Here is a 13,746-nt window from a genome sequence, read left to right as displayed (position 1 = left end):
ATTCCTTAGCGGACAATTTTTCCTGCTTCGTTGTCCAATACTTTCACTATTTCCTCTACTGTAAAAGCATTGCAATCTCCATGAATGGTATGTTTAAGCGCTGATGCCATGAAAGCGAAAGAAATGGTCCGAGATAATGGCCAATTTTCTAAGATGCCGTGCAACACACCAGCCGCAAAAGCATCCCCGCCGCCAACCCGGTCCACTATATGATCGATCATATGCTCCTTGGATTGGAATAGCTCGCCTCTTGTATAGATATTGCCTTGCAGCTTATTGGTAGAGGCAGAAAGAACTGTACGAAAAGTAGAGCTCATGTATTGGATATTCGGGTACAACTCATTTATTTTTTCATAGTAGTATTTCAGTTTTTCTGCTTTTGGAAGTGAGTGATTTGGAGGTTCGATACCTAATAAATAAACCGCATCCAATTCTCCGCAGAAACAGATATCAATATAGCTTAAAAGCGGCTTTATCGCTTCCGAGCACGCTTGTTGGCTCCATAGTGACGCCCGATAATTAAAATCGAGACTGGTCATAATTCCTGCTTCTTTTGCCTTCTTAACTGCCATCAGCACAAGATCTCTTAAATTCTGCGATAAGGCTAGCGTAATTCCGGTAACGTGAAATAAGTCAATTCCTTGGAATAGTTCATCAAAGTTTAATTCTTCCACCGATAAACTGGAAAAACTTGAATACTTACGATCATAGGTTACTTGTGTACTTCTTCCGCCAACTCCACTCTCCAGATAATAGGTTCCTAACCGTTCTCCGCCTTTGATAAGGGAATTGGTATCAACTCCATAAGATTTTAGATGTCTTTCTACAGCAGCACCCAGTGGATTACTTGGGACTTTGCTGACAAATTTGACATCATGGCCAAACTGTGAAAGCGAAACCGCCACATTGGCCTCTGCTCCGCCATAATGCATCAACAGGTTATCTGCCTGAAAAAGTCTTTCTCCTGATTTGGTAGAGAGACGCAGCATAATCTCTCCAAGTGTCACAATCTTTTTCATGTTCTGCTCCTCAACCTTATATTCTGTAATACAAGTATTCTACTAATGATAGAATCGCCATAGATTGCCCATAAGGCATTCCCGTTACAGGGATTTCCTTGTAAAATTCTTGCGTCTCTCCCATTGCGGTTCCTGCTGATACATGTTGTAATTCACCTTTGTCGTCTATATTCTCAACCACTGCCAGTATCGCTTTTAGTCCCATATTTAAATATTTTTTATCCGTATAACGCTTCCGAACAGCCTTTAAGGTCCCGAAAGCAAAACCTGCTGTACAAGATGCCTCCACATAAGAAGATGGGTCATTTAGCACTGTATGCCATAAACCGCTTTCATTTTGGTATGTCTCAAGCGCTTCAATTTGTCTATTAAGCGTGTCAATGAGTACTTGACGAACTGGATCATTATCCGGTAAATCTACTAAATCTAAAAACTCTGGAATCGCAATGGTTACCCAGGAATTGCCGCGGCCCCATAGCGCTTTTGCAAAGTTGTGATTTCCTTCAAACGTCCAACCGTGGAACCATAATCCCGTTTTCTTATCAAACAGATATTTAATATGTACCAAGAATTGCTTTTTCGCTTCTTCAATATACTCCGGCTTGTTTAGTAATAAACCGATTTTAGTTAACGGTAAAACACTCATCATTAAGGTGTCATCCCATAATTGTTGATAATTTTCAGATCCAAACACGACATGCTGGATTCCGCCATCCTTTGTCCTTGGCATATCGTGATAGAGCCAATCGCCCCAAGTTTCTAAGTATGGAAGATAGGTAGGATTGTTGGTTTCTTCATACAAATAGGCAAGTGTTAGCATTTGCACCATTGTGTTAACGTTTTTTTCGACCGGCGGTTCTTTAAACTGATCGTCGAACCATTTTACGATGATATTTAATACGTTTTCATTTTTTGTCAGTTTATAGTACTTCATCATTCCATACAGTCCAACACCTGCTGTCCATTCCCAATAGTTAAAGCTCTTATTATCAATTTTTCTGCCATCGGCAAGCGGAATGGCATATTTCCCGTCTGGATCATTTAAGTTAACTAGATTATCAATCAGTAATTCAATTTTCTTTTCAATTTCATTTCTGTGCAATTTGATTACCTCCACTAATGTTATTACAAGGGCGTGTGAATACATGAAATTTTAGTGTTAAGCATTCTTTTTCATTATATAAAAACCCTTTTTTAAAATAAATTTAAAATTCCGTTTTCTTTTATTAAAAAACAGTGTTTTCTTAGGACTGATCTTCAAGCAAATATACAAACTTTGAAATGGGCAGCTTTGTCGCACTAATGCCTTCCGCAACAAGTTTAGCCATTTGTTTGGCCCCTTTTTTCGTAAAATGGGTAAAATCGGTTTCATTGACAGACGCCATAAAAAAAGTAAAAGCTTCCTCATAACCAATGGATTCAAATAACGTTAAGCTTTTTTCCATTAAATCAATGAAAACCACGTTTTCTTCTTTGGCTATTTCCTTCATTGCTTGGCAGTATTCTGGGAAATCATTAATAAACTGGTCATTTTCACAATGGAGCCTGGCAACAGGTGTAATGAATACCGGTTCTGCCTGGCATTTCCTAGCACTCTCTACATACATCTTTAAATAGTCTTTATAAGTAGTTGAAGGATCCGTATAACGTTCAGGTTTGTATTCAGTGGCGTCATTATGCCCCATTTGAATCAACAAATAGTCGCCTTCCTTCATTTCTCCTGCGATTTTATGTAATCGCCCTTCCTCTACAAAGGTTTTAGAGCTTCTCCCACCGATGGCATAATTGATTACCTGAACATCGTCTGTTAGATAGTCTTGGAGAAACTCTCCCCAGCCACCTTGATTTTTTTCGCCTAGACCATAGGATTGGACAGTCGAATCCGCTGCTAGAAAAATTTTCGTTTTGTTTATAGTCAAGAATGAACCCCCTCTCACATCCACTGGCTTACTGTCTGTCTTTTAATAAATAACATAACCTAGACCTGCTTACCATTAGACATTTTTGCACCTGCCAGATACTTAATTGTACTTTTTTGCTTTGATAGCACCTTTTTGAATCAGCAGGAAATTGGTCCATTTGTACTGTGAAAATGGGCTTAAATCCTCTTTTTTCACTAGGAATACACTGTATTTTCACAAATAATAACGGAATTTTAAATTAATTGTTCAGAATAATTAAAATATAATTAAGAGGGTTTTTTCATCCTGAAATCCACTTTGCTTTAATCTCTAATGAGGGAGAGGTGGTTCAGTACGAATTTGTAAGCGTAATCATATATATAAACTTTTCGAAATAAGTTTTTAGGAGGATAAAAATTTGAAGAAACGTTCTATCACCAAAAAGCTTTTATCAACCACAATCGCATTACCCCTGCTATTAACAAGTGTTTCCACTGCCACTGCCAGCGGAGTACAGAGCACCCAACCTTCAAGCAAGTTCCAGGGAAAAGGAGTCCAATTAGAGTACCTTGACAGAGGTTTAGTAGCCGCCTCTACATCTGAAGGGGTCTTCTTAAGCTGGCGCCTGCTGGCAAATGAGGCAAGAGGGTCTTCTGAAACAGGTTTAACTGGTGTAGATTTTAATGTCTATCGCGACGGGCAAAAGATCGCGACTGTTACAGACAGTACAAACTTCTTAGATAAAAACGGTAGCTCTTCATCCAAGTACTATGTTAGTTCTGTTTTAGACGGTAAAGAATTAGACCAGAGCGCTACCGTCGCAGCATGGGGTCAAGCCTATTATGATTTAACCCTAAAAAAACCAGCGGACGGAGTGACCCCAGCTGGTGAAACCTACTCTTATTCGGCAAATGATATGAGTGTTGGGGATGTTGACGGAGACGGAAAATACGAATTTTTTGTCAAATGGTATCCTTCTAATGCCAAGGATGTGTCACAAGTAGGCTACACCGGTAATACGTATATTGATTGCTACAAGTTTGACGGTACTCTCCTCTATCGCATCGATTTAGGAGTGAATATTCGATCCGGTGCCCACTATACCCAATTCCTTGTATATGATTTTGATGGGGACGGAAAATCCGAAATCATGTTCAAAACCGCGCCAGGAACAAAGGTGATCAAATACGACCAAGTTGGAAACATCACCTCTGAAAAATTTATCACAATGCAGCAAAAGGACATTGAAGCAGGATACAGCAATACAGATGATTATCGAATGAGTAAAGAAGATTATTATAATCATGTGGTTAAAATGTTTATGAACTGGGACAAGCAGGAAGAGGTAGTGAAGGGCATTGGTCAAAAACACTGGAAGAATGTTTTGGAATTGCAAAGAAATACAGCTACCCACTTTCGAAAGAAGATGCTGAAAGTTTAACAGATTATTTCATGGATGTATATGCTCCTAGTAGAAGCAGCAATAACAAGCTAAGAAACTTTGAAGGATTTATTGTTGACGGCCCGGAGTATTTGTCTGTCTTTAAAGGAGAAACAGGTGCCGAGATGGATACCATAGACTATAAACCTGGACGTTATGACGATGGCCTAATGTGGGGAGATTACGCGATGGCAAGAATTGAACCAGGAAACCGTGTCGACCGCTTCCTAGCAAGTGTAGCGTACCTCGATGGTGAAAAGCCTTATGCCGTTTTTGGCCGCGGTTATTACACAAGAACCAATCTGGTTACATATTGCTGGGATGGAAAAAAACTTAAGGAAAACTGGGCGGTTGACAGCGGCTGGACACCAATGACTAATCCATTTAATGATAGTCCACATGGAAAAGACGGTACGGATCCACAATACGGTTCGATTACTACCCAGGGAGCACACTCGTTAAGTGCTGCAGATGTTGATGGAGATGGAAAGCAAGAAATAGTCTATGGAGGAGCTACAATCGATCATGACGGCTCTCTGTTATACAGTTCAAAGGATATCTTGCCGCCTCAAAGCTCGTCACCAGGAACACTTGCCAGATTAGGACATGGGGATGCCCTTCATGTAACCGACATTGATCCAAATAGACCTGGTTTAGAAACCTTTATGGTTCATGAGGGAGCAACAGGGGCTCCATATGGGTATTCACTCCGTGATGCAAAAACAGGTCAAACCATTTATGGCGGTTATACTGGTAAAGATACTGGCCGAGGTATGATTGGAGATGTTGATCCATCACATCCCGGGTTAGAAACTTGGGCTGTTGGTCTGTGGACAGCGGATGGACAAAAAATTAGTAACACTGCACCAGGAACGAATATGAATATAAAGTGGGCTGCAGATATGACTACACAGATTGTGGACGGGGCACGAGATGTCACTCCTACTATTAAAGATTGGCTGAAAGGAACTGTACTTACGGCTGAGGGTACTAAAACTAATAATGATACAAAGGGAAATCCTGGGTTAGTAGCTGATATATTGGGTGACTGGCGTGAGGAACTCCTTGTCCGAACTGCCGATAGCTCGGCCATCCGGGTTTACCTCAGCACGGAAGTGACAAATCATAAATTGTATACATTAATGCACGACCCTCAATATCGCGCCGAAGTTGCCAGACAAAATACGGCTTATAATCAGCCTTCGTACACAAGCTTTTATTTTGGAAGTGATATAGACTGGGCAAATGTTCCAATCAAAGTATACTGGACCCCAGCTGTCTTGTCAGCAATCGAGAAAAAGATTACCGATTATAAAGCAAATGGGGATGTAACCGGACCAATTGTTCCACAATTAGAAAACTCATTGAAACAAGCCCAGTCCCACTTGGAAAAAGGGTCGGTTAATACTGCACTAACTTTTATGGAAAAATTCGCTTCTGAATTAGCCAAGAAAATGAATCAAAACTATCTATCATCCAATGCAAAATCGAACCTAAGCCATGACGCACAAGAAATGATAGATATGTTAGAAAAAGTAGAGAAATAGATAAGACAATTTGCGGATAGAGTATTCAATTGCAATAATCTGCTCCCACTTGCAGATAGAGTGTTTCAATTTGCGTAAAGCAAATCATAAAGTGAAAAAGAAACTTAAACTTATAAAAGGTGCCAAACAACTGATGAAGATAAGTTGTTTGACACCCTTTTTCAATTTGATAATCCTAGTCGTTCCAATTCCAGAAGCCGGGTCTTCATTTCTAAACCACCACGATAACCAGTCAACGCTCCGTTCTTTCCCACGACACGATGGCAAGGAACCGTTATTAATATGGGGTTAGCGCCAATTGCTGTACCGACTGCACGAACGGCCGCGGGTTTGTTTATTATATTGGCTATTTCGGAATAAGATCTTGTTTCACCATAGGGGATCTCACACAAAGCGTTCCATACTGATTGTTGGAAGTCCGTTCCATTGTAATCAAACGGAATGGTAAAGCATTTCCGTTTGCCATCTAGGTATTCAGCAAGTTCAATCTGATATTGCTTGAGTTCTTCCCGACTTTCAACAATAGGACTTCCGGGAAAGCGTTTCGCTGCCCATTCAGCCAATTCTTCAAACGGCATACCCTGAGAACCTACAAAGCAAAGTCCCTTTGAGGTAGCCGCCATGTACAGCTTCCAATCTTTATAGTTTAATATTGACCAATGAATTGTCGGCTTAGTCTGAGATTTCACGTTCTCATTCCTCCGTGTTACATTTTGACTGACGGTATTGTGCAGGTGTTTCTCCCGTCTTCTTTTTAAAAAGTGTAATAAAATAAGGTGTATTAGGGATACCTACCATTCTAGATATTTCAGTAACTGCTCTGTTTGACTTTATTAAAAGCTCTTTAGCCTTTACGATCCTGACTTCTTGAATATATTCAACAGGTGTCATCCCTTTTACTTTTTTAAAAGTTCTCTGCAAATGATAGGGACTTCCATGACTGATGTCCGCTAGCGTTTCAAGCGTCAATTTGCTATGATAATTTTCATTGATAAAAGTAGTAATCGAATGAATCCATTCCTGGTCGGGCAGGTTTGGTTCAGTGGGCTTGCAGCGTTTACACGGACGATAATTCGCTGCCAAGGCTTCTTCTGCACTTTGAAAGATTCTAACATTATCTTTTTTGGGAACACGTGACTTGCAGGACGGTTTACAAAATATCCCTGTGGTTTTTACCGCGTAAAAAAATAAATCATTATACGAAGCGTTGTTTTCGATAATTGCCTGCCATTTTTTAGCTGTTATCATTCCGTTATCAAAACCTTTTTGTCCACTCATTGTTCCACCTCTAACCGTATTATAACGCAACCCAAATAGAAATAGCCTGTTTTCAAAATAGAAAAGCAAGATTACGAAATCATTTTTTGTGATAATAATAGGAAAAGAATGCGGGTGATTATTTGACTAAGACAAGTGGAAATCATTGGTATGACGGCAATGATAAGCTTTATATTCATTTACCGCCAGACTTTAATATGGCGGTAAATCTTGGTTATTTAGGACGGAATAAGAATGAATGCATGTTTGACATTGAAGATAAAATTATTACAAGAGTAGTTCATACAGGGGTAACCAACAGACTTGTTCAGATATACGTAAATGATAATAACCAAATGATTGTTCAGTTTATAGATTCTACACCAGACGAAAAAGAATGGAGAAAAGTTTTTAGTTTCATTTGGGAATGGTTTGACTTTGACCGGGACTTATCTCCATTTTACGGAATGGCCAAAGGAGATCCGCTGCTCGAAAAACCAGCCCAGGAATTCCGCGGATTAAGGGTAATTGGTGTGCCCGACTTGTTCGAGGCTTTTTGTTGGGGCGTTCTAGGGCAGCAAATTAATTTAGCTTTTGCCTACACACTAAAAAGACAGTTTGTTGAAAAATTTGGGGAGTCCATTGAATGGAATGGTAAGAAATATTGGACCTTCCCAACCTATGAAAAAATCAGTAAATTAACACCGGAGGATTTTGCGGATATTAAAATGACTGTGAGAAAGAGTGAATATATTATTGGTATCGCCCAATTAATGAACAGTGGTGAACTTTCAAAAGAAAAACTATTGGCTATGGATTTTAAAGACGCTGAAAAAAGTTTGATTAAGATACGCGGGATTGGTCCATGGACAGCCAATTACGTATTAATGCGCTGCTTACGATTTCCGACAGCTTTTCCAATTGATGATGTGGGTTTGCATAACGCCATCAAGTTCTTAAGGGGTTCGGAGAAAAAGCCTTCCAAGGAAGAACTAATGGAACTTTCATTAAACTGGTCCGGTTGGCAGGCCTATGCTACGTTTTACTTATGGAGGGTGCTTTATTAGAAGTAATTAGGTATGAAGTTCCGGGTTGTTTACATGGAGCAGGATTATTAAAAAAATCATTTACCATTAATTTTTTTATCAACCAAATCAAAAAAGTCCTAACACCATAGATGTTAGGACTAGTTATGACCTGTGAGGGGTTCGAACCCCCGACCTCAACCCTGTCAAGGTTGCGCTCTCCCAGCTGAGCTAACAGATCTCTTATTAAACTACAAATTTAATTATAGTGAAATTGCTCAGAATGTCAATACCATTTTAATCAATTTTTCGAAAAAATAATATTAGAACAAGTGTTCCTAATTAACTTGAATAAGGAACTAACGTTCGGTTATAATAGAACTATCAACCAAAAGGAGTGAGTACCATGGATGGGCTTTTAATCCGCTCAATTGAAGAACATATGCCAATTGAAATGATTTATCTTGCTGAAAACCAAGAGCTTTCCCAAAGAAAGCTAATCGTGAAAGAAATAAACGATAACTACATTCGTGCCTATTGCCTGCTTCGGAAACAAATGCGCACGTTTAAACGGGAAAACATTTTATCGATCATGCCGGAAAATCGTTCCCATCGATCATACCTCCATTAGACCCACCTCACCTCTCACAATCATTCCCTTCCTATTAAGCAACATCTTTCTAGTTATGATAAAATGCAGTTGTATCAAACGAACTTCGGGGGGCAATCCATGCAGTATCCAAAAGGCACAATCAAAGAATATACCTTTCACAGCTCAGAACTACAAGAAAACATGCAGATTCTTATCTATCTGCCAGCAAGCTTTTCACCACTTTTCAAATACTCACTGCTAATTGCTCAGGACGGCAGAGATTATTTTCAGCTTGGCCGAATCGGGCGATTAGCAGATGAGTTACTTTTTAAACAAGAAATTGAAAATTTAATTATTGTTGGGGTACCCTATAAGAATGTACAAGACCGACGTCGGAAATACCATCCGGATGGTGATCAAAACCACCAGTACATTCGTTTTTTAGCACACGAATTAGTTCCCTATCTAGATATGGAATTTCCAACCTATCAAATGGGTTCCACTAGGGCATTAATTGGTGACTCTCTTGGTGCCACTGTTTCCTTAATGACAGCGGTCCACTATCCGCATTCCTTTGGAAAAGTAGTACTTCAATCACCATATGTCGATGAGCAAGTCCTCAATTTAGTAGAAAATTTTAAAGAAGGGCAGCTTATAGAAATTTATCATGTGATTGGAACTCAAGAAACAGAAGTCCCAACAACGGACGGAAAAGTAAAAGACTTTTTACGTCCAAACAGGGTACTTGCAAAAAAATTAAAAGCAAAACCAATTACATACTTTTTTGAAGAATTTAATGGTACCCATACATGGACCTATTGGCAGCCTGATTTAAAGCGGGCGCTTAAAATGTTTTTTTAGAACTTCTATAGAAATTTTAATTTATTTAATGTATTTAGAAAATTTGCTATAATAATTGAAAGCGATTTTATCAATGTTTTTGTAAAATAATTTCTATATTGGAGGTAACCGCATGAAATTTGGTGTTGTCATTTTCCCATCGAAAAAGCTTCAAGATGTTGTGAATTCTTATCGTAAACGTTACGATCCGCATTATGCTCTTATCCCTCCTCACTTGACATTAAAAAGTGCTTTTGAAGCAACAGAAGAAAATGCCAAGATTTTTGCTGATAAACTACGTAAAATTGCTGAAAAGACTGGCCCTTTTTCTTTAAAAACGGCGAAAATCAGTTCCTTCAAGCCAGTAAATAATGTAATCTATTTTAAGGTGGAGCCAACGAACGAACTTTCCACCCTACATTCGGATATCAATCGCGAATTGAATGATGAAAATACAGAATATGCCTTTGTCCCTCATATTACGATTGGCCAAAAGCTGTCAAATGATGAACACTCTGATGTTTATGGGTCACTCCGGATGACAAAAATTGATCATGAAGAAACGATTGACCGCTTTCATCTGCTTTATCAATTAGAGAATGGTTCTTGGACCGTATATGAAACATTTCGGCTTGGAAAGGAATCGTAAGACGTGAAAATCAAAGTTGTTGAAAATCAAAAAGAACTTGAAGATGCCTTTTCAATTAGAAAAATTGTTTTCGTTAAGGAGCAAAATGTTCCGATTGAAGAGGAAATAGACCAATACGAGGATGACGCCACACATTTTGTTATGTATGGAGATACCGACAATCCACTTGCTGCAGGGAGATTTCGAGTAGTTGATGGTTATGGTAAAGTCGAACGGATTTGTGTGTTAAAAGAAGCCCGTAAATCCGGAGCAGGAAGAAAAATGATGAATGCCATCGAAACCTTCGCTCGGAAACAAGGCTTACACAAACTAAAACTAAATGCCCAAACCCATGCGATTCCCTTCTATGCAGGACTTGGCTATGAGGTAGTATCGGAAGAATTTTTGGATGCAGGTATTCCTCATAAAACAATGGTAAAACAAATTCCTACAGAAGCACTTGCCGACTAACCGGCAGGTGCTTCTTTTAACTAGATAATGAATCAAACCCTTTCAGAAGCTGGCTGGTTTTGTTAAGATAGAACATGTGTTATTTTCGCGAAATAGAGGTTTTAATATATGAAAACAGCTTTCTATCAACAACAGCTTATTCAACTCTCACAATTGGCTCGAGATCAGTACCAAAAAATATATCTAGCAGGAAAAAATGGAGAACTTGACTGTCCCACCTGCCATGAAAAAGTAAGATTATTTCTCGGCATCGGGATGGAGCCACATTTTTTTCATGTCCATATACCTGAAAAAAAATGCCTTGATTCTGACCCCATTAAGAAATCGGATGTTACTCCACACTATATCGAGAGGAATGGTTTCAAAATCCCCCAAGGACGGACCATTACTGTAACAAACACAAACTTAGAACTATTTCAACCTGCTAAACCGATTGAATACTCTATTCCTTATACACCATCCAAGAAACATATAGAGCAGGAACTGCCGCTCTATTTGCGATTGCTTGCTGAAAAAGGTGTGGTCCTCGATAAAAGCCAAGTAGAAGCCGTCATCCAAACAGATGGCTCGTTATTAGTCCTAGCAGGCGCAGGGAGCGGCAAAACACGTGTATTAACCACAAGAACCGCTTACATGCTCGAGGTGAAACAGGTAGATCCTGGCTCTATAATGCTTGTAACTTTTACCTCCAAGGCCGCTGCAGAAATGAAAAATCGCCTTCTTTCCTATCCAAATATTCAGCGAGGAAAGATCAATCAACTTGTTACCGGTACCTTTCACAGTATCTTCTATCGAATCTTAATGTTCCATGATGCTGCCCATTGGTCCTCAAATAAATTACTCAAGAAGGATTGGCAGCGCGATAAAATCCTTAAAGCGGCTGGGAAAGACCTCCAATTGTCTGAAAAGGAATTTGCTTATGATTTAGCACTGCAGCAAATTGGTTTTTGGAAAAATTCTCTTCTCATGCCGGATGAAGTCAAACCCACATCTGATTGGGAAGAGAGCGCGGTGTTTTTATATAAAAAGTATGAAGAATATAAACAAAAAGAAGGATTATTTGATTTTGACGATATGTTAATTGGCTGTTATCAGTTATTTATTTCATCTCCTCCTCTTCTAGAGTATTACCAAGACAAGTTCAGATACTTTCTAATTGATGAATTTCAAGATATAAACAGGGTTCAATATGAGCTGATTAAACTGTTATCTGGCAAACATAAAAATGTCTGTGCGGTTGGTGATGATGACCAGGCCATCTACTCATTCAGGGGCAGTGACCCAAGTTATCTTTTAGATTTTGAAAAAGACTTTCCTAAGGCAAAATTAGTAACTCTTGAGCAGAATTATCGTTCTTCACATGAAATTGTCGCTGCTGCTAATCAAATGATTGCCCTTAATAAAAAACGCAGATTAAAACGCATGGAAGCACAATACGCTTCAGGGATCCTTCCTCAATTGTTTTTTCCATATGATGAAGAAGAAGAGGCTACCATGATTGTTACCGATATACAGGAGAGAATTTCACAAGGTGCGAAACCCGGAGATTTTGCCATCCTTTATCGGACAAATGTCAGCTCGCGGGCAGTCTTTGAAAGATTAGCCGCCTCGAACCTCCCTTTTAAAATTGATCAAGATGCCGAGGCATTTTACGATCGTTTTATCGTTAGAAGCGCCCTTTCCTTTCTTAAGGTAAGTCTAAATGAAGACGACCCGAATGCCATGAGCGATTTACTGCCATTATTATTTTTAAAACAATCGGTCCTTAAAGACCTAAAAGCCGAAAGCATTCTGAAGGATTGCAGCCTTCTAGAGGCCCTTTCGCACCTAAAAACTGCTCACGCTTTTCAAGAGAAAAAATTAAAAAAGGCGGTTACCCTTATCCGCGGGCTTAAACATTTATCGCCGTCTGTTGCGATTGAGCAAATTGAAAAAGAAATTGGATTCCTTGATTTTCTAAAGAAACGAGGGAATGAATCGAGTAAGCTTGAAAAAGGCTCTGATGACTTAAAAGATCTTAAAGTTGCATCCAAAAGCTTTACAAAAATAGAGGCTTTGTTGGAACACGCACTGCATATGTCGGCCATGAATAAGGAAATTAAGAATATGAGCAGACATTTCACTGACGCCATCACACTTAGTACCATTCACCGGGCTAAAGGGCTGGAATATAATACCGTTTATATGATCAGTGCTGTAGACGGTAGCTTACCGCACGACTTTGCCCTTGAATCTTACCGGGCCGGCGATTATGCTCCACTTGAAGAAGAAAGAAGATTATTCTATGTAGCGATGACAAGAGCAAAGGAGGAGCTGTTAATCTCCATTCCAAGTAACAGGCGGGGAAAGAAAGCTAATCGTTCCAGATTTTTAGCTCCCATCAATAAAAAGAGGAAGACCAATTTGTAAAAACAATTGGTCATTCCCCTTTCTACTTTTTATTCATCATTTGAGCAATTGTATTAAAATCAAGCTGTTTTCCATCGTTAATAATCGATTTCACGATTTGATCTTCCATGTCTTTACTTACTGGTTTATTGGCAATTTGAGAAACTCTCCGGATGACATTACGAACTGTTTTTTCATCTTTAAAGTTAGCATTTTGCAGGGAGTTTGCTAAATCAAAAATATCTTTCATATTAACGCCTGTTTTCTTTTCTATGTTCTTAAAGAACCCATTATCCATGGTAAAATTTCACGCTCCTTCATAGACTACTTTATTCTATGAAGTTGGGAAAAAAAGGTGAATGTGATGAAATTAACTACAAAGATAAGGGTTACATATTCGGACTGTCTTCAATCTTATGTAATAACAGAAAGGGCTGGCCCTTTTTAGGTCCAGCCCCCTCCATCTCATTGTCTATTAATAGAAGCTTGCGCCAACAATGATTAAAAGGATGAATAATACTACGATAAGCACGAAAGTGGAACCGTAGCCATAACCGCCGCCGTAGCCGTAGCCGCCGTATCCAAAGCACATAGACTGTCACCTCACTTTCGGTAATCTCATTAATAACATATGAAA

At 39.1% G+C, this 13,746-nt stretch carries 13 protein-coding genes, 1 tRNA gene and 1 pseudogene; 7 read left to right on the top strand and 8 right to left on the bottom strand.

The genetic code is table 11. From position 1 onward, the window contains the following. Nucleotides 1-5: 5 nt before the first annotated feature. The 3 genes from M3226_RS08445 to M3226_RS08435 all read right to left on the bottom strand — a co-directional run bounded on the left by M3226_RS08445 (nt 6) and on the right by M3226_RS08435 (nt 2,938). Entirely contained in the window at nt 6-1,019 is a 1,014-nt protein-coding gene (locus M3226_RS08445) for a sugar kinase (protein ID WP_251564315.1), read from the bottom strand. Between the two features lie 16 nt (nt 1,020-1,035). Next, nucleotides 1,036-2,121 carry a beta-galactosidase BglB gene (gene bglB / locus M3226_RS08440; protein WP_251564313.1) on the bottom strand — a complete coding sequence of 362 codons (1,086 nt, stop codon included), beginning with the start codon at nt 2,119-2,121 and terminating at the stop codon, nt 1,036-1,038. 142 nt (nt 2,122-2,263) lie between these two features. Beyond that, nucleotides 2,264-2,938, bottom strand: coding sequence for a rhamnogalacturonan acetylesterase (locus M3226_RS08435; RefSeq protein WP_251564311.1), 675 nt, complete (start codon nt 2,936-2,938; stop codon nt 2,264-2,266). Nucleotides 2,939-3,338: 400 nt separating this feature from the next. On the opposite strand from M3226_RS08435, the pseudogene M3226_RS08430 reads away from it, so the two are divergent. Next, nucleotides 3,339-5,908 (top strand): annotated as a pseudogene (locus M3226_RS08430) (rhamnogalacturonan lyase). A 161-nt stretch (nt 5,909-6,069) separates the two neighbouring features. Here M3226_RS08430 and M3226_RS08425 read toward each other — a convergent pair. Together M3226_RS08425 and M3226_RS08420 are read right to left on the bottom strand one after the other, a co-directional pair. Then, the gene (locus tag M3226_RS08425) at nt 6,070-6,597 is read right to left on the bottom strand and encodes a methylated-DNA--[protein]-cysteine S-methyltransferase (protein ID WP_308211935.1); all 528 of its coding nucleotides are present in this window, start codon (nt 6,595-6,597) and stop codon (nt 6,070-6,072) included. Nucleotides 6,598-6,601: 4 nt separating this feature from the next. Then, on the bottom strand, nt 6,602-7,186 hold the full coding sequence (locus tag M3226_RS08420; RefSeq protein ID WP_251564309.1) for a bifunctional transcriptional activator/DNA repair enzyme AdaA: 585 nt from the start codon (nt 7,184-7,186) through the stop codon (nt 6,602-6,604). A gap of 197 nt (nt 7,187-7,383) precedes the next feature. Here M3226_RS08420 and M3226_RS08415 point away from each other — a divergent pair, with 197 nt between their 5' ends. After that, entirely contained in the window at nt 7,384-8,232 is an 849-nt protein-coding gene (locus M3226_RS08415) for a DNA-3-methyladenine glycosylase family protein (protein ID WP_251564541.1), read from the top strand. Nucleotides 8,233-8,358: 126 nt separating this feature from the next. Here M3226_RS08415 and M3226_RS08410 read toward each other — a convergent pair. Then, nucleotides 8,359-8,431, bottom strand: a tRNA-Val gene (locus M3226_RS08410). A 165-nt stretch (nt 8,432-8,596) separates the two neighbouring features. On the opposite strand from M3226_RS08410, the gene M3226_RS08405 reads away from it, so the two are divergent. The 5 genes from M3226_RS08405 to M3226_RS08385 all read left to right on the top strand — a co-directional run bounded on the left by M3226_RS08405 (nt 8,597) and on the right by M3226_RS08385 (nt 13,130). After that, nucleotides 8,597-8,821, top strand: coding sequence for a hypothetical protein (locus M3226_RS08405; RefSeq protein WP_251564307.1), 225 nt, complete (start codon nt 8,597-8,599; stop codon nt 8,819-8,821). Nucleotides 8,822-8,920: 99 nt separating this feature from the next. Continuing rightward, nucleotides 8,921-9,643 carry an alpha/beta hydrolase gene (locus M3226_RS08400; protein ID WP_251564305.1) on the top strand — a complete coding sequence of 241 codons (723 nt, stop codon included), beginning with the start codon at nt 8,921-8,923 and terminating at the stop codon, nt 9,641-9,643. 112 nt (nt 9,644-9,755) lie between these two features. After that, nucleotides 9,756-10,271: a YjcG family protein gene (locus tag M3226_RS08395; protein ID WP_251564303.1), complete on the top strand. Its 516-nt coding sequence runs from the start codon at nt 9,756-9,758 to the stop codon at nt 10,269-10,271. 3 nt (nt 10,272-10,274) lie between these two features. Next, nucleotides 10,275-10,721, top strand: coding sequence for a GNAT family N-acetyltransferase (locus M3226_RS08390; RefSeq protein WP_251564301.1), 447 nt, complete (start codon nt 10,275-10,277; stop codon nt 10,719-10,721). A 108-nt stretch (nt 10,722-10,829) separates the two neighbouring features. Continuing rightward, the gene (locus M3226_RS08385; protein WP_251564299.1) at nt 10,830-13,130 is read left to right on the top strand and encodes a UvrD-helicase domain-containing protein; all 2,301 of its coding nucleotides are present in this window, start codon (nt 10,830-10,832) and stop codon (nt 13,128-13,130) included. A gap of 22 nt (nt 13,131-13,152) precedes the next feature. Here the strand turns inward: M3226_RS08385 and M3226_RS08380 are convergent, their stop codons facing one another. Continuing rightward, the gene (locus M3226_RS08380; RefSeq protein WP_098528385.1) at nt 13,153-13,407 is read right to left on the bottom strand and encodes a stage VI sporulation protein F; all 255 of its coding nucleotides are present in this window, start codon (nt 13,405-13,407) and stop codon (nt 13,153-13,155) included. 177 nt (nt 13,408-13,584) lie between these two features. Then, nucleotides 13,585-13,701 carry a YjcZ family sporulation protein gene (locus tag M3226_RS08375; RefSeq protein ID WP_098528384.1) on the bottom strand — a complete coding sequence of 39 codons (117 nt, stop codon included), beginning with the start codon at nt 13,699-13,701 and terminating at the stop codon, nt 13,585-13,587. Nucleotides 13,702-13,746: the final 45 nt, after the last annotated feature.

The organism is Neobacillus cucumis, from assembly GCF_023715505.1.
The sequence above is the reverse complement of the archived record's forward strand: the minus strand, read 5'-3'. Positions and strand labels throughout refer to the sequence as shown.

What these genes read in the sequence shown, in the direction of transcription:
- M3226_RS08445 (WP_251564315.1), bottom strand. Translation starts at nt 1,019, where the DNA reads ATGAAAAAGATTGTGACACTTGGAGAGATTATGCTGCGTCTCTCTACC.
- M3226_RS08420 (WP_251564309.1), bottom strand. Translation starts at nt 7,186, where the DNA reads ATGAGTGGACAAAAAGGTTTTGATAACGGAATGATAACAGCTAAAAAA.
- M3226_RS08415 (WP_251564541.1), top strand. Translation starts at nt 7,384, where the DNA reads ATGGCGGTAAATCTTGGTTATTTAGGACGGAATAAGAATGAATGCATG.
- M3226_RS08405 (WP_251564307.1), top strand. Translation starts at nt 8,597, where the DNA reads ATGGATGGGCTTTTAATCCGCTCAATTGAAGAACATATGCCAATTGAA.
- M3226_RS08400 (WP_251564305.1), top strand. Translation starts at nt 8,921, where the DNA reads ATGCAGTATCCAAAAGGCACAATCAAAGAATATACCTTTCACAGCTCA.
- M3226_RS08395 (WP_251564303.1), top strand. Translation starts at nt 9,756, where the DNA reads ATGAAATTTGGTGTTGTCATTTTCCCATCGAAAAAGCTTCAAGATGTT.
- M3226_RS08385 (WP_251564299.1), top strand. Translation starts at nt 10,830, where the DNA reads ATGAAAACAGCTTTCTATCAACAACAGCTTATTCAACTCTCACAATTG.
- M3226_RS08380 (WP_098528385.1), bottom strand. Translation starts at nt 13,407, where the DNA reads ATGGATAATGGGTTCTTTAAGAACATAGAAAAGAAAACAGGCGTTAAT.
- M3226_RS08375 (WP_098528384.1), bottom strand. Translation starts at nt 13,701, where the DNA reads ATGTGCTTTGGATACGGCGGCTACGGCTACGGCGGCGGTTATGGCTAC.